This window comes from Prochlorococcus sp. MIT 0916, from assembly GCF_047305155.1.
Classification (GTDB): Bacteria; Cyanobacteriota; Cyanobacteriia; order PCC-6307; family Cyanobiaceae; genus Prochlorococcus_B.
Window position 1 is genome coordinate 416,786 of record NZ_CP138980.1, and the last position, 20,040, is coordinate 436,825.

General features: G+C 36.9%; 16 protein-coding genes and 1 pseudogene. 7 read left to right on the plus strand and 10 right to left on the minus strand.

From position 1 onward, the window contains the following. Positions 1–30 precede the first annotated feature (30 nt). Positions 31–405 (minus strand): 30S ribosomal protein S12, encoded by a 375-nt coding sequence (rpsL, locus tag SIB53_RS02280; protein ID WP_158467243.1) that lies wholly within the window; start codon positions 403–405, stop codon positions 31–33. Between the two features lie 279 nt (positions 406–684). On the opposite strand from rpsL, the gene gltB reads away from it, so the two are divergent. Both gltB and SIB53_RS02290 read left to right on the plus strand, forming a co-directional pair. Next, complete coding sequence (gene gltB, locus SIB53_RS02285) at positions 685–5,274, plus strand: glutamate synthase large subunit (RefSeq protein WP_413678602.1); 4,590 nt, start codon at positions 685–687, stop codon at positions 5,272–5,274. Between the two features lie 91 nt (positions 5,275–5,365). Further along, positions 5,366–5,611: a YciI family protein gene (locus SIB53_RS02290; protein ID WP_413678603.1), complete on the plus strand. Its 246-nt coding sequence runs from the start codon at positions 5,366–5,368 to the stop codon at positions 5,609–5,611. On the opposite strand, the gene lipA is transcribed toward SIB53_RS02290, so the two are convergent. Next, entirely contained in the window at positions 5,599–6,468 is an 870-nt protein-coding gene (gene lipA / locus SIB53_RS02295) for a lipoyl synthase (protein WP_413678604.1), read from the minus strand. The two genes, SIB53_RS02290 and lipA, sit on opposite strands and share 13 nt — an antisense overlap. 136 nt (positions 6,469–6,604) lie before the next feature. Further along, positions 6,605–8,386 carry a precorrin-3B C(17)-methyltransferase gene (cobJ, locus tag SIB53_RS02300; protein ID WP_413678605.1) on the minus strand — a complete coding sequence of 594 codons (1,782 nt, stop codon included), beginning with the start codon at positions 8,384–8,386 and terminating at the stop codon, positions 6,605–6,607. Between the two features lie 634 nt (positions 8,387–9,020). On the opposite strand from cobJ, the gene psaA reads away from it, so the two are divergent. The 3 genes and pseudogenes from psaA to SIB53_RS02315 all read left to right on the plus strand — a co-directional run. Next, entirely contained in the window at positions 9,021–11,327 is a 2,307-nt protein-coding gene (gene psaA / locus SIB53_RS02305; RefSeq protein ID WP_413678606.1) for a photosystem I core protein PsaA, read from the plus strand. 21 nt (positions 11,328–11,348) lie between these two features. Further along, complete coding sequence (gene psaB, locus SIB53_RS02310; protein WP_269603461.1) at positions 11,349–13,577, plus strand: photosystem I core protein PsaB; 2,229 nt, start codon at positions 11,349–11,351, stop codon at positions 13,575–13,577. Between the two features lie 128 nt (positions 13,578–13,705). Beyond that, positions 13,706–13,852 (plus strand): annotated as a pseudogene (locus SIB53_RS02315) (hypothetical protein); the annotation flags it as partial. A 283-nt stretch (positions 13,853–14,135) separates the two neighbouring features. On the opposite strand, the gene SIB53_RS02320 reads toward SIB53_RS02315, so the two are convergent. Beyond that, positions 14,136–14,663: a photosystem I reaction center protein subunit XI gene (locus SIB53_RS02320; RefSeq protein WP_413678607.1), complete on the minus strand. Its 528-nt coding sequence runs from the start codon at positions 14,661–14,663 to the stop codon at positions 14,136–14,138. A gap of 37 nt (positions 14,664–14,700) precedes the next feature. Then, the gene (locus SIB53_RS02325) at positions 14,701–14,817 is read right to left on the minus strand and encodes a photosystem I reaction center subunit VIII (RefSeq protein ID WP_011295429.1); all 117 of its coding nucleotides are present in this window, start codon (positions 14,815–14,817) and stop codon (positions 14,701–14,703) included. 133 nt (positions 14,818–14,950) lie between these two features. On the opposite strand from SIB53_RS02325, the gene SIB53_RS02330 reads away from it, so the two are divergent. Then, entirely contained in the window at positions 14,951–15,433 is a 483-nt protein-coding gene (locus SIB53_RS02330; protein ID WP_413678608.1) for a HEAT repeat domain-containing protein, read from the plus strand. On the opposite strand, the gene SIB53_RS02335 is transcribed toward SIB53_RS02330, so the two are convergent. Further along, positions 15,391–16,353 carry a glycosyltransferase family 2 protein gene (locus SIB53_RS02335; protein WP_413678609.1) on the minus strand — a complete coding sequence of 321 codons (963 nt, stop codon included), beginning with the start codon at positions 16,351–16,353 and terminating at the stop codon, positions 15,391–15,393. The genes SIB53_RS02330 and SIB53_RS02335 overlap by 43 nt on opposite strands. Before the next feature lie 33 nt (positions 16,354–16,386). Then, positions 16,387–17,178: an NlpC/P60 family protein gene (locus SIB53_RS02340; protein ID WP_413678610.1), complete on the minus strand. Its 792-nt coding sequence runs from the start codon at positions 17,176–17,178 to the stop codon at positions 16,387–16,389. On the opposite strand from SIB53_RS02340, the gene SIB53_RS02345 reads away from it, so the two are divergent. Beyond that, positions 17,161–18,054, plus strand: a complete 894-nt coding sequence (locus SIB53_RS02345; RefSeq protein ID WP_413678611.1) for a serine hydrolase — start codon at positions 17,161–17,163, stop codon at positions 18,052–18,054. The genes SIB53_RS02340 and SIB53_RS02345 overlap by 18 nt on opposite strands. On the opposite strand, the gene SIB53_RS02350 is transcribed toward SIB53_RS02345, so the two are convergent. From SIB53_RS02350 to SIB53_RS02360, 3 genes are all read right to left on the minus strand, one after another. Further along, entirely contained in the window at positions 18,047–18,229 is a 183-nt protein-coding gene (locus SIB53_RS02350) for a hypothetical protein (protein WP_413678612.1), read from the minus strand. The genes SIB53_RS02345 and SIB53_RS02350 overlap by 8 nt on opposite strands. Positions 18,230–18,303: 74 nt before the next feature. Further along, positions 18,304–18,867, minus strand: a complete 564-nt coding sequence (locus SIB53_RS02355) for a hypothetical protein (protein WP_413678613.1) — start codon at positions 18,865–18,867, stop codon at positions 18,304–18,306. 91 nt (positions 18,868–18,958) lie between these two features. Next, a complete protein-coding gene (locus SIB53_RS02360) occupies positions 18,959–19,894 on the minus strand; it encodes a hypothetical protein (protein ID WP_413678614.1) in 936 nt (311 codons plus the stop codon). Positions 19,895–20,040 lie beyond the last annotated feature (146 nt).

Below are 20,040 nucleotides of genomic sequence, written 5' to 3' on the forward strand. Positions count from 1 at the left end.
GGGGTAAATTCAATAAATCAAACTAAATTTTTATTCTTTAGGAGATTTAGCTCCATATTTTGATCTTGACTGTTTACGGTCTTTAACCCCAGCAGTATCAAGAGTTCCTCTGACTATATGATATCTGACTCCTGGTAAATCTTTAACTCTTCCACCTCTAAGCAAAACTACAGAGTGTTCTTGAAGGTTATGACCAATACCACCAATATAAGCTGTAACTTCAAAACCTGAGGTTAATCTGACACGAGCTACTTTCCTAAGAGCAGAATTAGGTTTTTTGGGAGTTGAGGTGTAAACCCTTGTACAGACTCCTCTCCTTTCTGGGCAGCCTCGCAAAGCAGGAGATTTTGTCTTTGTTTTAAGAGTCTTTCGCTCTGTTCTTATCAACTGTTGAATGGTTGGCATTAATTTAATATTTGGTCTATTTACGACCAGATTCAACAATTCATCAGATTACTTGGTCAACCACCCAAATTCATAGTTTTTTTCAATTAATATTTTATTTTTATTCAGGTTTAAGCATAAGTACAAATAATTTTCAAGAAAGTATTGAATAAAAAACTTCTTAGTAGACAAAAATGTTTAAGATGTCACTCTAGGATCTATCAAATTATTCTCATCAGCTATTTAAAGCTTTTATAGACAGCACTTTTGTAAGAAAAGAAAAAATAGTAAGTTAAAAACATGCATCAACGACCCTCAAGATCAAATTGGCCCTACTGCGATAGCACCAATCCAGATGCCTTTTCTGGGGAAAAAGATTCTTGTGGTGTTGGCTTCATCGCTAGCGTAGAAGGAAAACAAAACCATTGGGTCTTGTCTCAGGCATTACTTGGTCTGAGTTGCATGGAGCACAGGGGCGGATGCGGCGGAGATGGTGATTCAGGTGATGGTGCTGGGATTTTGTGTGAAATTCCATGGTCATATTTAAGGCAAGTTTGGGGTACGGCTAAACAATGCGACCCCCATTTATCAGGCATAGGTATGATTTTTATGCCTAAAGACTCTAAGAATAGAGAACTAGCGAAGAAGATATGTGAGCAGGAAGCTGAGTTGTTAGGGATAAACTCCAAAGGGTGGAGAGATGTTCCTGTTCATGAAGAAGTTTTAGGCAAACTTGCAAGGGAAAATGAACCCTTTATTACACAATGGTTAGTTGATGTTAAGCATGCAGAAATCAATCTTGAGGCTTTACTTTTCAGATTGAGGCAAAAGATTTCTAATCGAGCAAATATAGAATTAAAGGAGGATGAATTAGGTCTCTATATTTGCTCTTTAAGTAGCAAAACTATTGTTTATAAAGGAATGGTTAGATCTGAAATATTAGCTCCTTTTTATAATGATTTAAAGGACGACAGATTTGAAGTTTCATATGCGGTTTACCATAGAAGATTTAGTACAAATACATTACCGAAATGGCCTTTAGCTCAACCAATGAGACTTTTAGGTCATAATGGAGAAATAAATACATTACTTGGAAATATAAATTGGGCTAAAGCAACAGAAACAGATATAAGTTCAGTTTGGAAAGAAAATGCAAATGATCTAAAACCTATAGTCAATAATTTATACAGTGATTCAGCAAATCTTGATTTAAATCTAGAACTATTAGTTCGAAGTGGAAGACCAATAACTGATAGTTTATTAACACTTATTCCCGAAGCTTTTAGAGACCAACCAGAATTAATAAACAAACCTGAAATAACAGCTTTTTACGAATATGCTGCAGGAACCCAAGAGCCCTGGGATGGTCCAGCTTTAATAGTCTTTACAGATGGAAGAAACATAGGCGCAACTCTTGATAGAAATGGTTTAAGACCAGCTCGCTATTGCATCACTAAAAATGGATATGTTGTTATGGGATCTGAAACAGGTGTTGTTGAATTAGAAGAAGATCTAATCCAAGAGAAAGGTCGCTTAGGTCCTGGCCAAATGCTTGCGGTAGATTTAGAAAGCAAGAGAATTTTACGTAATTGGGATGTTAAAGAAGAGTCAGCAAATAGATACCCATACTTAGATTGGTTAAAAGCAAATCGCATAAATCTTAATAACCAAAGTTGGGAGATAAATAACAAATTTGATAAGCAAAAATTGCTTCAGCAACAAATTGCATTTGGCTTTACTGCAGAAGATTTTGATTACATAATTAATAGCATGGCAGCAAATGCAAAAGAACCAACTTATTGCATGGGAGACGATATACCACTGGCAATACTTTCTAATAAATCACATATTCTTTACGACTATTTCAAACAGAGATTTGCACAAGTTACTAATCCCCCAATTGATCCTCTTAGAGAAAAGCTAGTCACTAGCTTAGAGATGAATCTTGGGGTTAGAAAAGCACCATTAAGGCCTAAAGCAGAGTCTGCAAGACTAATTCATATTAAATCACCAATACTTAATGAAAAAGAATTAATTTCATTATCAAAATCAGAACTTTCATGCAAACAGATATCGACTTTAATTCCTATTAATGATGATAAAATAAACCTCGAACAAGGTCTCAAAAATCTATGCCAAGAAGCAGAAGATACTGTTATTAATGGTGGAGAAATACTAATCCTTTCTGATAGAGATATTAATCAAGAGAACTCCTACATTCCACCTCTTCTCGCTGTTGGTGCTGTTCATCATCACTTACTTAGAAAAGGGCTAAGACTAAAAACCTCGATAATTATAGATACAGCTCAATGCTGGAGTACTCATCACATAGCCTGTCTGATTGGATTTGGAGCAAGTGCAATTTGTCCTTGGTTGACATGGGAAACCACTCGCCATTGGTGGCAATTACCTAAAACTCAAAAACTTATTTCAGATGGGAAGTTGTCTAATTTATCGATAGAGATTGCTCAAGATAATGTTAAAAAAGCCATGGAAGATGGATTAAGAAAAATACTCTCAAAAATAGGAATCTCGGTTTTAGCAAGTTACCACGGAGCACAAATCTTTGAGGCTATAGGTATCGGTGCAGATTTAATTGATTTAGCTTTCAAGGGAACAACAAGTCGTATAGCAGGATTAACTTTGAGCGAATTATCACTCGAGACAGTTTCATTTCATAAAAGGGCTTTCCCAGAACTAGAGCAAAAAAAACTTGATTTTAATGGATTTGTTCAATATCGAAATAGTGGAGAATTTCATTTAAATAATCCAGAAATGTCAAAAGTTCTTCATGCTGCGGTTAAAGCTGGGCCTGGATATGACCACTTCAAAACTTATCAAAAACTTCTAGAAAGTCGTCCCGCTACTACCCTCAGAGATCTTCTTACATTTAAAACAGCCACCCAGCCTTTACCGCTTGATCAAATAGAAAGTGTTGAAAGTATTTGTCAAAGATTTTGCACTGGCGGAATGAGTCTAGGTGCCCTATCTAGGGAAGCGCATGAAGTTCTTGCAATAGCAATGAATAGGATTGGAGGCAAAAGTAATAGTGGTGAAGGAGGAGAGGATCCCGCGAGATTCAATGTTCTCGAGGATGTTGACGAAAATAATCAATCAAAAACATTACCTAATCTCAAAGGACTTTTAAATGGAGATACAGCATGTTCTGCAATTAAACAAATTGCGTCTGGCCGATTTGGTGTAACCCCTGAATATTTAACTAGTGGCAAGCAATTAGAAATCAAAGTAGCTCAAGGTGCAAAGCCTGGAGAAGGAGGACAATTGCCTGGGCCTAAGGTTGATGAATATATAGCAAAGCTTCGTAATAGCAAGCCAGGAGTAGCTCTTATTTCTCCTCCTCCTCATCATGATATTTACTCAATAGAAGACCTTGCACAACTTATTCATGACCTACATCAAATAAATCCAACAGCAAAAGTCAGTGTGAAATTAGTTGCTGAGATAGGAATTGGCACAATTGCAGGGGGAGTAGCCAAAGCAAATGCTGATGTCATCCAAATTTCAGGACATGATGGAGGGACGGGTGCATCGCCACTTAGTTCAATTAAACATGCTGGTTTGCCATGGGAACTTGGATTAACGGAAGTTCATCGCTCTTTATTAGAAAATGGTCTTCGCAAAAGGGTTTTATTAAGAGCAGATGGAGGTTTAAAGACAGGATGGGATGTCCTAATTGCGGCTTTACTTGGAGCAGAAGAATATGGTTTTGGAACAATCGCAATGATTGCAGAAGGTTGCATCATGGCAAGGATTTGCCATACAAATAAATGTCCAGTAGGTATAGCAACTCAACAAGAAGGCTTAAGAAAAAGATTCCCAGGGTTACCAGAACATGTAGTTAACTTCTTTATCTTCGTTGCTGAGGAAGTCAGACAATTGATGAGTCAAGTTGGAGTAGCCAAACTCGAGGATCTTATTGGAAGAACAGATCTATTAATACAACGAAATCTAGACTTAACAAAAACAAAAGAAGTTGACCTATCTAGCCTTCTCAAACCTATAGACAACTCAAATGATCGTTCATGGTTAAGACACGAAGTTAAAGCTCATAGCAATGGAGAAGTTATTGAAAATGCCCTACTGAAAGATGAAGAAGTTTCTAATGCAATTCAAACTCAAGGAAGCATCTCTAAAGAAATTCCAATTGTTAATACAGATAGAAGTGTTTGTGCACGAATCTCTGGAGAAATAGCTAAAAAATATGGAAATAAAGGTTTTAATGGGAATTTAAATTTAATATTTAAAGGTTCCGCTGGACAAAGCTTTGGTGCATTTATTTTAAAAGGAATGAATATATCTTTGATAGGAGAAGCTAATGATTATGTAGGAAAAGGTATTAACGGAGGTTCCATTACGATTGTTCCCGAAATTATTAATGACACATCTAACACTCAGGTAATACTTGGTAACACATGTCTATATGGAGCAACTGGTGGGAAATTATTCGCCCTTGGAATAGCAGGTGAGCGTTTTGGAGTTCGCAATAGTGGAGCTCATGCTGTTATTGAAGGAGCGGGTGACCATTGTTGCGAATATATGACTGGAGGAGTAGTTGTTGTGCTTGGAAAAACCGGAAGAAACATAGGAGCAGGAATGACTGGAGGCATAGCTTTTATTCTTGACAAAAAAAATGAACTTGACTTGAGAATGAATAAAGAAATTGTTGAGACATATGATTTAACTGCAACTAACCAAGAACAATTCTTAAATGACTTAATTAATGAATATCATCAGAAAACAAAAAGTCCTTTAGCGCAAAAGATACTCTCAGACTGGTCTTCGTGGAAAAATTTATTTAAGATTGTAGTTCCTCCAAGTGAAAAGAATAAATTAGGTATTGAGGAAGTGCTGGAGAAAGCGACAATATAGATAGACAATAATGCCTATATTTATTAAGACAGAGAAGTTTAAAGACAAAACCTTAGAATTATCTAATATTGAAAAGAAAAAATTCTTATTAATGCATAAAGAATGGGTTAAAAATATTAGTAAATCTGGCCATTACATCCATAGCGGATATTTAATCAATGAAAAAAAGATGCCGGGCGGTGGAGGTTTATTAATTCTTGAAGCAAAGGATTACTTAACAGCAAAAAAGATCATAGAAAATGATCCCATGATTAAAAATAATTTAGTTGTCTGGGATCTTCAAGAATGGATATCAGTTGATGGAAGTCAACCAAAGTTTTCAAATCACCTTGGATGAGACATCATTAATTTTTTAACTTCTCCTGCGTGATAACTACTTCTAGTTAATGGTGAACTGATGACCTGCAAAAATCCTAATTTATTTTCTCCCTCAATACGGTAACTATCAAATTGAGAAGGAGATACAAATCTATTAACAGGTAAATGTTTTGGGCCTGGTGATAAATATTGGCCAATAGTTACGATATCAACTTTATTTAGATGCAGATCAGAAAGAACACTCAAAATCTCTTCATCTGTTTCCCCTAATCCAGCCATTAAGCCAGATTTCGTATACACTCTTGGCCAACCTTCACGAACTCTTTTTAATAATTCCAAAGACCTTTCATATATTCCTTGAGGTCTGACTCTTGGATATAGCCTTGGAACAGTCTCGATATTGTGATTTAGTACATTTGGAGCGGCATCCAAAATAACTTTTAAAGCATCCCAATTACCGCAAAGATCTGGAATTAAAACTTCAATAGAGGTAAATGGGGATCTGCTTTGAACAGCCTTAATACATTTCAAAAATTGACTAGCGCCACCATCTTCTAAGTCATCACGATTGACGGAAGTTATAACGACATGAGTCAAGCCCATCCTGAAAACGGCTTCACCTAAACGATCAGGTTCTGATGGGTCTAAAAGCCTTTTCGAATTATCAAATGAAATATCGCAATAAGGGCATTTACGAGTGCATGCAGGTCCCATTATTAAAAAAGTAGCAGTTCCTCCTGCAAAACATTCTCCAATATTTGGACAACTTGCTTCCTGACAAACTGTATTGAGTTTTAAATCAACTAATAGATCAGCAACATTGCCAATCCTCTCTTGCTGTGGTGCCTTAACACGTAACCAGTCTGGTTTAAGCAAAGCTCTTTTAATAACAAACTAACTTTAGAAAGAATTTACAGATTGACTTGATTTTTTAACTTCTTCTCAATTTGATAACTAAAAATAAGCTTAAAACTAAATATTCGATTTTCTGGTTCGTAGTAATCAAAAACAATTAATTAGAGAAATAGCCTCTTGGAGTCAAAAATCTATTGTTTTTAATAACACTCTGACTATTACCAATGACCAAAATAGTAAGCATATCGACCTGATCAAATGGCAAGGTTGCGAGTGTATGAATTTCAATACTTTCATCTGGCCTCCCAAGCTCTCTAGCGATAGCAACAGGTGTGCAGGGTTTCCGAAATTCGATTAGCAAATCAACTGTCTTTTTTAACTGCCAATTACGTTTTTTTGATTTTGGATTAAATATTGCAATAACAAAGTCACCTATCGCTGCACTTTTAATTCTCCTCTCAATTTGATCCCACGGAGTCAAAAGATCACTTAAAGAGATAGAACAAAAATCATGCATAAAAGGAGCTCCTAGCTTTGCGGCAGCCATCTGAAAGGAGCTAATGCCTGGATGCACTTGAAATAAAGGCCTTGAATCAATCTTTTCATGTAGCCAAAGTTCAAGAGCCAACCCTGCCATTCCATAAATTCCACTGTCGCCAGATGAAATAAGCGCAACTTTTACCCCCTCTTTTGCAAGATCAAGAGCGTATTGACATCGATCTTTTTCAAAAGTTAATTCAGAATCAATACGAACCTGTTCAGGACGGCGAATTGAATCCAAATAATTTAAGTAAGGGGTATAACCGATCCAAGCAGAGCATCTATTTAAAGCTCGACGAGAGTCAGAGGTAAGCATTTCCAAGTCTCCAGGGCCACTGCCAATTAAATGCAATTCTCCTTTATGAGGTGCAAAGGGAATTGATAACTCGACCAATGCAATTGTTACGGCACCACACTCATCCTCATTGGAATAATAGATTTTTTTTTCTTGTATTAATCTTCCAGACTGACCTCCTAACAAAATTGCCGCAGCTTCAGCGACTGAGGCAGTTCCCATTTCCTTCAAAACTACATTTGAAGGAGTTGGCACGTTGACTTGAGAAAGTTCAGGGGCACTAAAAAAATAAATTGGCCATTCATTTTTTTTTGACAAATTCAATAATCCTATTTCATCATTTTTTTTATCAATCGTTGCTAAACAAGAGATTGAAAGAAGTGATAAGCCATTTTGATTCAAAGACTTATCAATTGCTCTTTGAATGACCATTTCATCTGTATTTCTCTCACAGCCAATTCCAATGATTATTGTCGGTGGATGCCATGAACATATATTGGAATTTTCTTGACCTATATATATGTTGATATTTTCAAAAGAGATTGGATCGTTTTTCGCTAAAAAAGAACAATTGGCACAACCTTTTAATTTTTGCCATAGTTTTGAACCTTGTGATTGAAAAACTATATTTTTTTGCTCTTTAGACTGTCTAATCATTAATTTTCGCCAATCGACATCTGAACCACCTCGCTCCCAACCCCATCCTTCACCAAAACAATCCAAAGGAATTCTTCTTTCAGTAAATGAATCTGAGGTGCAAATTACTTCTGCCTCTAAAGCAGCTGCCAACTCATTAGCAAATGCGTCTCCTCCTTGCTTATGGCCTCCTAAAAGAGTAATAACATTTTTAGCTTTTGAATCCATTACCAGTATTGCTGGATCATTATGTTTAGATCTAACAAAAGGAGATATGAGCCTTACTACAGCTCCGATTGAACCTAAAAAAATTAATTTATTATTGTTATTCCAATGATCTTTTAAAAACTCAATTGGTGAGGATTCAACTAAACCTTCAATTTTTTTTTCTAAAAAAAGAGTTGAACCATTAGATATAAAGATTTGATCTACATGATTGCTTGCTTGCAATCTCTCAAGCAAAGGCAAAGCGCTTAAAGAAAATCCAAATGCAATCCTTTTGGGAGTTTTTATTAATGTTTTTTCCAGAACGAGAAATAAAATAAATTTTTTATTTATCTACACAAGTTAGCCTCTAAAAGAAAGCTTTAGTAAAAATCAAAAATCAAAAACCGTGAAATAGTCTTTAAATAAATTTCTTGAAATCAATAAAAAGCTGTTATCAAGAAATCCAATAGTATTTTTACCTAGCAATTATAGTCTAATTCAACTTTTCAAAGGCAAGAAAGCCTTATCTAAGTGATGTTTTCACGAATTAATGTCTATAAAAAGTAAAGCCTCTAGACCTAAATAACTTTTTTCCCTTCGCTCTACTAAACGCAAAGATTTACTAATTAAGAAAAACCATGGATTAAATGACCACTTAAGAATAAAAGTGTAGAACATTTGTTACATGCTTCCGTAGTAACTGACTGTCTACTTTATGCTTATGACATAACCCTTATATAGGTTTTCAAGTAACTTCAAAGGTAGGTCTTGAATTCCTAAAATCTTTAAACAAGTAATCCCACCTCATAAGTAGAATTACTTACTAAAGATTTCACCCTAGTCTTTCCAGATTAGGCCCCCCAAACCTCGATCACATTCCTGAAGGAATCACTCGATGACCATTAGCCCACCAGAAAGAGAACAAAAAAAAGAACCAGTTCTCGATAAACCTATCGAAACTGATGCAATCCCTGTAGATTTTTCCAAGCTTGATAAGCCTGGTTTTTGGTCAAAATCCCTTGCAAAAGGGCCAAAGACTACTACATGGATATGGAATCTTCATGCTGACGCGCATGATTTTGATACCCATGTTGGAGATCTCCAAGAAACCAGTAGAAAAGTATTTTCTGCTCACTTTGGCCATCTAGCAGTCATCTTTATTTGGATGAGTGCAGCTTTTTTCCATGGAGCTCGCTTTTCTAATTATTCTGGCTGGCTCTCTGATCCAACTCATGTCAAGCCAGGAGCACAAGTGGTTTGGCCAATAGTTGGTCAAGAGATGCTTAATGCAGATTTAGGCGGTAATTATCACGGCATTCAGATCACTTCTGGAATTTTTCAGATGTGGAGAGGCTGGGGTATTACTAATGAAACCGAGCTCATGGCTTTAGCTATTGGTGCTCTTCTCATGGCAGCAATAATGCTGCATGGTGGTATTTATCACTATCACAAAGCCGCTCCAAAGCTTGATTGGTTCAGGAATCTTGAGTCAATGCTCAATCACCACATAGCTGGTCTAGTGGGATTGGGTTCTATTGCTTGGGCTGGACATTGCATTCACATAGGCGCACCAACTGCGGCTTTGATGGACGCAATTGATGCTGGAAAGCCTCTAATTATTGATGGCATTCCAATTGCTTCAGTTGCGGACATGCCTCTGCCCCATGAGCTTTGTAATCCTGCTATTGCTAGTCAAATATTCCCTGGCCTCGCTGGAAGAACAGTTGAAAATTTCTTTACGACTAATTGGTGGGCGTTTAGTGATTTCTTAACTTTCAAAGGTGGTCTAAATCCAGTTACTGGTAGCTTATGGATGACAGATATTTCTCATCATCATTTAGCTTTTGGAGTACTAGCTGTATTTGGTGGTCATCTATATAGAACAATGTTTGGCATTGGCCATAGTCTCAAAGAAATACTAGATAATCATGCAGGAGATCCAATTCTTTTCCCTGCTCCAAATGGTCATAAGGGAATTTATGAGTTTTTAGCTAATAGTTGGCATGCTCAGCTTGGTTTAAACCTTGCAATGATTGGCTCCTTGAGCATCATTATTTCCCATCACATGTATGCGATGCCTCCATATCCATACTTGTCTATTGATTACCCAACTGTCCTAGGTCTATTTACACACCATATGTGGATAGGTGGATTATTCATTGTTGGTGCAGCAGCTCATGCTGGTATCGCAATGATTAGAGACTATGACCCAGCTGTTCATATTGATAATGTTCTAGACAGAATCTTGAAAGCAAGAGATGCATTAATTAGTCATTTAAATTGGGCTTGCATGTTCTTAGGTTTCCATAGTTTTGGTCTTTATATTCATAATGATGTAATGCGTGCGTTAGGAAGACCTGCAGATATGTTCAGTGATACAGGGATCCAACTTCAACCTGTTTTTGCTCAATGGATTCAAAATATTCATCATTCAGCTGCTGGCTCTACAACTCTTGCTGGTGCAAATGTAAACCTTCAAAGTGGCTTAGTTAGCGAAGTCTTTAACGGTTCTGTAAGTCAAGTTGGGGGGAAAATTGGAATCGCGCCTATACCTTTAGGAACTGCTGATTTCATGATTCACCATATCCATGCGTTTACTATCCACGTAACCCTTCTAATCCTCCTAAAGGGAGTTTTATTCGCAAGGAGTTCCAGACTAATTCCTGATAAGGCGAACCTTGGCTTTAGATTCCCTTGTGATGGACCAGGAAGAGGAGGTACATGCCAAGTTTCATCTTGGGATCATGTTTTCCTTGGCTTGTTCTGGATGTATAACGGCTTATCAGTAGTTATCTTCCACTTCTCATGGAAAATGCAAAGTGATGTATGGGGACTTACAGGAGGAAACTTTGCTCAAAGCTCCATAACTATTAATGGATGGCTTAGAGATTTCCTCTGGGCTCAGTCATCGCAAGTCCTTACAAGCTATGGCCAACCCATAAGTATGTACGGTTTGATGTTCTTAGGAGCACATTTCGTTTGGGCATTTAGTCTTATGTTCCTATTCAGTGGCCGTGGTTACTGGCAAGAATTATTTGAGTCAATTATTTGGGCTCACAATAAACTTAAGTTGGCTCCAACTATTCAACCAAGAGCTCTATCTATCACTCAAGGTCGTGCAGTAGGAGCAGCTCATTTCCTTCTAGGAGGAATTGCTACAACTTGGGCCTTCTTCCACGCTCGCTTAATCGGTCTCGGCTGACCCTCTCTGATCTTTTATAAAATGGCAACTAAATTTCCATCTTTTAGTCAGGGTCTTGCTCAAGACCCTACAACCAGAAGAATCTGGTACGGCATAGCTACCGCTCATGATTTCGAAAGTCATGACGGTATGACAGAGGAACAGTTATATCAAAAACTCTTCTCTACTCATTTTGGTCACTTAGCCATCATTGGTCTTTGGGTGGCAGGAAATCTTTTTCACATTGCTTGGCAAGGAAACTTTGAGCAATGGGTTCTAGATCCAACTCATACTCGCCCAATTGCTCATGCAATTTGGGATCCTCATTTTGGACAAGGTCTTACTGATGCTCTGACTCAGGCAGGAGCAACTTCTCCAGTCAATATTGCTTACTCAGGCTTATACCACTGGTGGTACACAATTGGCATGAGAACTAATGAGCAGCTTTTCCAGGGTGCAATCTTTATAAACATCCTTGTCTGCTGGTTATTGTTTGCTGGATGGCTTCATCTTCAGCCTAAATACAGACCTTCATTAGCATGGTTTAAAAATGCAGAATCTCAGTTAAACCATCACTTAGCTGTTCTTTTTGGATTCAGCAGTATTGCTTGGACTGGTCACTTAATTCACGTAGCTATCCCTGAATCAAGAGGAATACATGTTGGCTGGGATAACTGGTTAACTGTTATGCCTCATCCAGAAGGTCTAACTCCATTTTTCTCAGGGAATTGGGGAGCTTATGCTCAAAACCCTGATTCACTTGATGCGGTTTTTGGAACTACTCAAGGAGCTGGTACAGCGATATTTACATTCTTAGGTGGACTTCACCCTCAAAGTGAATCACTTTGGCTAACAGATATTGCTCACCATCATTTGGCTATAGGAGTGGTATTTATAATTGCAGGCCATATGTATAGGACTAACTTTGGTATTGGCCATAGCCTTAAAGAAATTGTTGAAGCCCACAATACAAGTCACCCAAAAGATCCACATAAGGGTTATTTCGGTATCAAGCACAATGGACTATTCGAGACAGTCAACAATTCACTCCATTTTCAACTTGGACTTGCACTCGCTTCTTTAGGTGTAGCTTGTAGTTTGGTCGCCCAGCATATGGGTGCTCTTCCTTCATACGCATTTATCGCAAGGGATTACACAACTCAGTCAGCTCTATATACCCATCATCAATACATAGCAATGTTCTTGATGGTTGGTGCGTTCTCTCACGGAGCAATTTTCTTTGTCAGAGATTATGATCCAGAGCTTAATAAAGACAATGTTCTAGCAAGAATCCTTAGTACCAAAGAAGCCTTAATTAGCCACTTAAGTTGGGTAACAATGCTTCTAGGCTTCCATACTCTTGGAATTTATGTTCACAACGATGTAGTTGTAGCCTTTGGTACACCTGAAAAGCAGATTCTTATAGAACCAGTATTTGCACAGTTCGCACAGGCTGCTAGTGGAAAAATGATGTATGGATTTAATGCGTTGCTAGCAAATGCATCAAGTTCAGCATCTATAGCTGCTAATTCCATGCCAGGTAATCACTACTGGATGGACATGATTAATAGACCAGATGCTCTAACCAATTTCTTACCTATTGGACCTGCAGATTTCTTAGTTCACCATGCGATTGCACTAGGACTACATACAACTGCTTTGATTCTCATAAAGGGTGCTCTTGATGCTAGAGGAACAAAACTAATTCCAGATAAAAAGGATTTAGGATTTGCTTTCCCATGTGATGGACCAGGTCGTGGAGGTACTTGTGATAGTTCTTCTTGGGACGCTACTTATTTAGCGATGTTCTGGGCCTTAAACACTATTGCTTGGATTACCTTCTATTGGCATTGGAAACATCTAGCAATTTGGATGGGTAATACCGCTCAATTCAATGAATCTGGTACCTATTTAATGGGTTGGTTTAGAGATTATCTATGGCTAAATAGTTCTCAGCTAATCAATGGATATAACCCATTTGGTGTAAATGCTTTATCTCCATGGGCTTGGATGTTCTTATTTGGTCATCTCATTTGGGCGACTGGATTTATGTTCCTCATCTCTTGGAGAGGGTATTGGCAAGAACTTATCGAAACTCTTGTTTGGGCTCATCAAAGAACACCAATAGCTAATTTAGTTGGTTGGAGAGATAAGCCTGTTGCATTATCCATTGTCCAAGCACGATTAGTTGGTTTAACCCATTTCACAGTTGGAAACTTTGTAACCTTTGGTGCATTTGTTATCGCATCTACTTCGGGTAAGTTCGGATAAATCTTTAACTAGCTTCCAGTCAAAAGAACACTGTCTTTATAAGCAGTGTTCTTTTTTTATGGGAACGAATACTAATATTTAAAAAATTATCTATAAAAACTCTTACTTAGGTTCATAAAGAACTTCAAATAGCTAATTTAGTTGGTTGGAGAGATAAGCCTGTTGCATTATCAATTGTCCAAGCACGATTAGTTGGTTTAAACCATTTCACAGTTGGAAACCTTGTAACCTTTGGTGCATTTGTTTTCGCATCTACTTCGGGTAAGTTCGGATAAATCTTTAACAAACTTCCAATCAAAAGAACAGTGTCCTCAAAAGCATTGTTCTTTTTTTATGGGAACTAATACTTATTAGATTATCTATTAATATTTATATTGATAAGCAAAATAGATCTATTTAATATCAAGAAATTAGGCATAGAACAACAAACAAAACCAAATAAATTAATCCTCATTTAAAGCTTTTCAAAAAATATCAGCCAATTGAAGTAAATAATTTAGAGCATTAAAAAACCCCTTATTGAGGGGGCTTTTTAATTGAAAGTCTTCTAAAAAGATTTTATGCTCCAAGTAAATGATATTCCTTAATCAAAGGGAGAACAGTATCCAAATGCAAAGTACCAATTAGCAACCAAGCAAAAACGACACCTCCTGTGCCTCCTAACCAAAAACCATTTGTAAAATCACTCCATCCTGCTCTAGTAAATAAATCTGAAGGAGGATTAGCTACTGTTGCATCAGGAGGTTGAACATTAGGCGCCTTACCAGCAGCGTTGTAAAGAATAAAAAGAGCAGTCAATATTTGAATAGCTCCCACACCGCCAAGTAAACCTGCCGTTAAGGCAAAATCCGTATTTCTAAGAGGCCCTGTCATAGAAAAAGGACCAAAAAGTAAATAACCAAAAATTGCTCCTGTTTCTAGACCTCTGAAGTTTGGTGATAGGCCCTCTCTGTAGACAGGAAGATTATTGATAACCATCTTTGTGAACCAACCACTATTAACTGGGGTTTGAAGATTGCCAACAGTCGGGTCTGAGACTGTTTTCACAGCCCACTTTTGCATAAGTGTTTCTTTAGGTTTAGTCATGAGCTAAAAGAATTGGTAGAAAATTAAATTTTTGAAATTACTCAGTAGCGGTTATGTACCTACCAATCAAAACAATGAAAACGGCTGGACCCATTATTCCAACTAATGGAATCAGAATAGCGGGAAGCAAACTTGAAGCTAGTTCACTAGTCATTACTTATTTCAATAAATCCACCTTTATTTTATAGAATTATGATCTAATCAAACCAAATACAACCCATTGATGACATAAAAGTTCAATCCGTATATCTTCTTTAAAGATGCACTACTAAAAAAATTTTCTCATCATGAATCAAGTTTTTGCTGGTGGTTTAGCCCTAATTATTGCTTTAATCCTTTGGAGTTCCAAAAAACAATCCAAAGCATCAGCTTTTTTCAAATCTCAAAAGGATTCCTTTTCAAAGGCTGAGATAACATCATCCGAATTGATCATCAATAAGAGTTTACAAAATCAAAAATCAACAAAACTGATTAACAAAAACTCCAAACCTTTTGTACAGCCAACTTCACTTAATTCAATAGAGACAAAGAAACAATTAACTAAATTAATTTCTAGCAACCCCACTGATCGTCTTTTAGCTATTCAAATTGCTAGTCAATGGGACAACAATAAAGCATTACCTTTTTTAAGAAGAGGGTTAAAGGATTCTGACAGTAGAGTTGTTATTGCTTCTGCTGCTGGCATTTCATCTTACAAAGGGAATACTATTGATTTACATAAAAAATCTCAAGCTTCTCCTCCCCCTCGAAATGTATCTCTAATGCGATAAATTGGCCTATTTTGACTTTCATGATAAGTACGGATTTGCAACTCTCCAAGCAATCCAAAACCAAAAAGTTGAACTCCAGTCACTGCAAGAAGTAAAGCAAAAATAAGTAAAGGTCTATTACCTATATCTTCTCCTAAAAGTTTGATTGTTAATAGATAAAAGCTAGTTATGAAGCTCCCAATAATTGCAAGAATTCCACCAAAACCAAAAACATACATAGGTCTAGTTAAAAATCTATTCATAAACCAAACAGTCAACAAGTCCATCAAGACTCTAAAAGTTCTATCTATTCCATACTTACTAGATCCAAATTGACGGGCTCTATGATTTACTTTAACTTCCGTAATTCTTGCTCCTTCAATATTTGCAAGAACAGGCAAGAATCTATGCAACTCCCCATATAATCTCATATCTGTCAATACTTCTTTCCTATAAGCCTTTAAAGAACATCCATAATCATTCAGTCGCACACCAGTAACCTTCCCAATCAATCGATTAGCAATTCTTGATGGAATCTTTCTACTTATCGCAGCATCTTGCCTTCGATATCTCCATCCACTTACAAGATCAAATCCATCCCTAATCTTATTAACTAATAAAGGAATATCGGCAGGATCATTTTGCAAGTCTCCATCAAGTGTGACAACTATCTCTCCAGAAGAAATATCAAATCCTGCTGCCATCGCAGCTGTCTGTCCATAGTTTTTACGTAAAAGAACTCCAACTAATTCTGGTATCTCAAAGCTTAATTTTCTAATCACCTCTGCGCTGTTATCTGATGAACCATCATTAACTAAAACTACTTCAAAAGCTTCCGCCATAGGCTTTAAAACTTCTAATAACTGATTCACCAAAAAAGGAAGACTTTCTTCTTCGTTATAGATTGGAACAACTATTGATAGTGCCAGATTAGAATTCATTCAAAACTCCTCATAAGGGTCAATTAATCTTCTTTAGAGTTTTTCACTCTGATAACAAGAGATCACTCTTCCTGCAGATCTAAATTTAGATCTGTAAAAAGAAGAAATTTTTCCAGGGTTGGGTTGAAATAAACCGTCAATCTCTATTCCATTATGCCCATCAGTTACCCCAGAACTATGAATATAAAAACCATTCTCAATATGCAATCCAACGTGGGTACATTTTTCAAGTGATCCGAAGAAAAGTAAATCACCAGGTTTTAATTCTTCGCCTAAAGCTTCAATATCAAATGCAATATTTTGACAGAATTTTTCCTGCTGATAAGCATCTCTTGGTATCCAAATACCTGAACTTGCAAAAGCAGATTGAACCAAACCAGAGCAATCAAAATTGGGACCAGTAGTTCCGCCCCATAAATAATGATTACTCATTTTTTTCGCAGCCTTAGCCCAAGACAATATTCCAGGAATTCTAGAAATAATTTTCTCTTCAGTAAAGAATTCAGATTTCCATGTTTCTATTTTTGAAGCTTGATGAATTAATTCAGCAAATCTAAACCAACAAATATAATCATCTTCCAAAAGACGTACTTTAACTCTATCGATAATTTGCGTATTTTTAAAATTAGATGTTAAACAATCAATCAATTGAAAACTCCTACCAATACTTGCTTGTGTAACTAATTCATCCCTATTTTCACTTTTAAATCCATCAATATTTTTTCTAAGTTTCCATAAACTTCCCAAAACAAATGAAGCTTTAGTTAGCAAAACCTCTAAGGTCATATTGAATTCTTCTCGAGCGCTATGGCGTTCTACCGACAAGACCCTGAGATGGCATATTGCCTCGAAGGTCTCCTCGATAGATTTGAAAAAGAAGGTCGTCCAAACCTTCAAGAAAATATTGCAATAACATGTATACGTTATGACAGGCAAAGTCCATCGAAATCTAGTGGATATGGGACAGGGTGGAATTCAAGTAAAAATTTTTATCCTGCCAGCATAGTAAAAATAGTTTATGCATTGGCGACTCAGGTATGGCTACAAAAAGACTTAATTGTTGACTCAGAAGAACTTAGAAGAGCATTACATGAAATGATCGCAAACTCCAATAATGATGCCACAAGTTATATTTTAGATCTTTTAACAGGTACAACAAGTGGTCCATCTCTTAATGAGTCAAACTATCAAGCATGGAAAATCCAAAGGCAATTAATTAATCAATGGCTAAATGATCTTAGATGGGCTGAAATAAAAAATTGGAACTGCAGTCAAAAGACTTGGAATGAAGGACCTTTTGGAAGAGAAAAAGACTTTTATGGAAAGAAAAATGAGAATAGAAATAGCATGACAACCGATGGGATTGCCAGAATCTTTGAATCATTAATGACTCTTGAAATGCTGCCAAAAGTAGCAAGCGAGCATTTAATAAAAGTTTTTCAACGTTCACTCGATCCAGTTAGTCGCAAGAAAGATTTAGATAATCAAGTAGATGGTTTTTTAGGGGCAGGCCTTCCTTTGGCTTCTAAACTTTGGAGCAAAGCAGGTTTAATGAGTGAAGTTCGCCATGATGTCGCGTGGTGGGAGGCACCTAATAAGAATCCCATGCTTGCAGTTGTTTTTACAACTGGCAAAGAATTAGTCAATGATCAATTTTTACTTCCTGCTATTAGCAGTGAGTTAAACAAATTAGCTATTTAGCTATGAGTAAAATTCCAGCGAATAAAACAGATCCCAGAAGAAATCCAACAGCCAAAAGCACAGCTATTATTGGTGTATTTAAGTAAACAGATATAGTTGCGAGTTGATTACCCTTTGCTTCAGACACCTTAAAACTCATAAAAACCACTTTGATTAAAGCATCTAACTCTGCCAAAAAACCAAAAAAGTTTAACTGATAAAACAATTTTTAAAAAACCAAAGAATTTTTAATGATATCAATAAAATAGTTCAAATAAAATTTGATTTTGGTTTGTTATTTTGTAAATTCTTAATATCATTATTACTTTCATTTCCTTTTACGGATGTCACTTTTGTCTCTATTTTTTTATTTATTATTTTCTCATCTGCTTTCTTTAAATCATCAGGTAATGAATTGATTTTATTTGATTTATCTAAGTCTTTTGTCTCAAGATTTTTTTGGATTGTTGAATTCGTAGAGTCTATATCCTTTAATCTACTCTTATTTAGAGGTTTATTTTTATCAATATTTACAATATCTTTAATTACAGAATTGTTGAATAAATTAAAATTAAATCTACCTTGCACAAAAGATAATGAGGTAAATACAAGTATTGAACATAGAACAATAACCAAAAAAATATTCGATAATAAACTATTTATTGGAGACCAAAATAGTGTTATTTTAGCAGCTTCATTTGTTTGTTTTTTTGTACCAGCAGAGGGACTTAAATCTAAAAACATATCTTGATTAATCCAACCTTTATTAGCTTTCCTATAGGGAGACTCACTTTTAGTGAACTCAAAAACCTCCTGGATTCTTTCTTTAAGCACAGTTTAGGTTTATCTAAAACTACAAGAACGAAAACATAGCAGAAAGTCAGAATAAAAAAGTTGCTTTAGCAAAGATATTCGTGAAATTGAATTACCCAGCAATAAATACCATTGCAGAAACAAGAATAGCCGAAGCCAAAATCCCTATAGCAGCTATTGACACAATCTTTCCAGTGTTTAAGGAGACTGATACCGTTAATAATTCAGTTCTTGAGTCTCGTTTCTGTTGTGAATCAATTTGAATTCGAGAATTAACTTTCTTGCTGGTTTGAACGTTCTTCTCTGCTGCGGCCTTCTTCTCTGCTGCGGCCTTCTTCTCTGCTGCCGCCTTCTTATCCGCTGCGGCCTTCTTATCCGCTAAAGCTTTCTTCTCTGCTAAGGCCTTCTTCTCTGCTAAAGCTTTCTTCTCTGCTGCCGCCTTCTTATCCGCTAAAGCTTTCTTCTCTGCTGCCGCCTTCTTCTCTGCTGCGGCCTTCTTCTCTGCTGCCGCCTTCTTATCCGCTGCGGCCTTCTTATCCGCTAAAGCTTTCTTCTCTGCTGCCGCCTTCTTCTCTGCTGCGGCCTTCTTATCCGCTAAAGCTTTCTTCTCTGCTGCCGCCTTCTTATCCGCTAAAGCTTTCTTCTCTGCTAAGGCCTTCTTCTCTGCTGCGGCCTTCTTCTCTGCTGCCGCCTTCTTATCCGCTGCGGCCTTCTTATCCGCTAAAGCTTTCTTCTCTGCTAAGGCCTTCTTCTCTGCTAAAGCTTTCTTCTCTGCTGCCGCCTTCTTATCCGCTAAAGCTTTCTTCTCTGCTGCCGCCTTCTTCTCTGCTGCGGCCTTCTTCTCTGCTGCCGCCTTCTTATCCGCTGCGGCCTTCTTATCCGCTAAAGCTTTCTTCTCTGCTGCCGCCTTCTTCTCTGCTGCGGCCTTCTTCTCTGCTGCCGCCTTCTTATCCGCTGCGGCCTTCTTATCTGCTGCCGCCTTCTTATCCGCTGCGGCCTTCTTATCCGCTAAAGCTTTCTTCTCTGCTAAGGCTGTTTTGGCTTGCACTTTAAATCTAAAATTTTCACTTATTCAAGCACCTAATCACTAAGAATTTTTCAAATACTACCCACTTGCAACGAAGTAGACAGTATTTAAAAAACTCTCCGAAAGTTAAGTATTTCATCATTGCCCGAACTAAATATTAAAATCAA

What these genes read in the sequence shown, in the direction of transcription:
- psaB (WP_269603461.1), top strand. Translation starts at nt 11,349, where the DNA reads ATGGCAACTAAATTTCCATCTTTTAGTCAGGGTCTTGCTCAAGACCCT.
- SIB53_RS02335 (WP_413678609.1), bottom strand. Translation starts at nt 16,353, where the DNA reads ATGAATTCTAATCTGGCACTATCAATAGTTGTTCCAATCTATAACGAA.
- SIB53_RS02320 (WP_413678607.1), bottom strand. Translation starts at nt 14,663, where the DNA reads ATGACTAAACCTAAAGAAACACTTATGCAAAAGTGGGCTGTGAAAACA.
- rpsL (WP_158467243.1), bottom strand. Translation starts at nt 405, where the DNA reads ATGCCAACCATTCAACAGTTGATAAGAACAGAGCGAAAGACTCTTAAA.
- SIB53_RS02330 (WP_413678608.1), top strand. Translation starts at nt 14,951, where the DNA reads ATGAATCAAGTTTTTGCTGGTGGTTTAGCCCTAATTATTGCTTTAATC.
- SIB53_RS02345 (WP_413678611.1), top strand. Translation starts at nt 17,161, where the DNA reads ATGGCGTTCTACCGACAAGACCCTGAGATGGCATATTGCCTCGAAGGT.
- SIB53_RS02290 (WP_413678603.1), top strand. Translation starts at nt 5,366, where the DNA reads ATGCATAAAGAATGGGTTAAAAATATTAGTAAATCTGGCCATTACATC.
- SIB53_RS02325 (WP_011295429.1), bottom strand. Translation starts at nt 14,817, where the DNA reads ATGACTAGTGAACTAGCTTCAAGTTTGCTTCCCGCTATTCTGATTCCA.
- gltB (WP_413678602.1), top strand. Translation starts at nt 685, where the DNA reads ATGCATCAACGACCCTCAAGATCAAATTGGCCCTACTGCGATAGCACC.
- psaA (WP_413678606.1), top strand. Translation starts at nt 9,021, where the DNA reads ATGACCATTAGCCCACCAGAAAGAGAACAAAAAAAAGAACCAGTTCTC.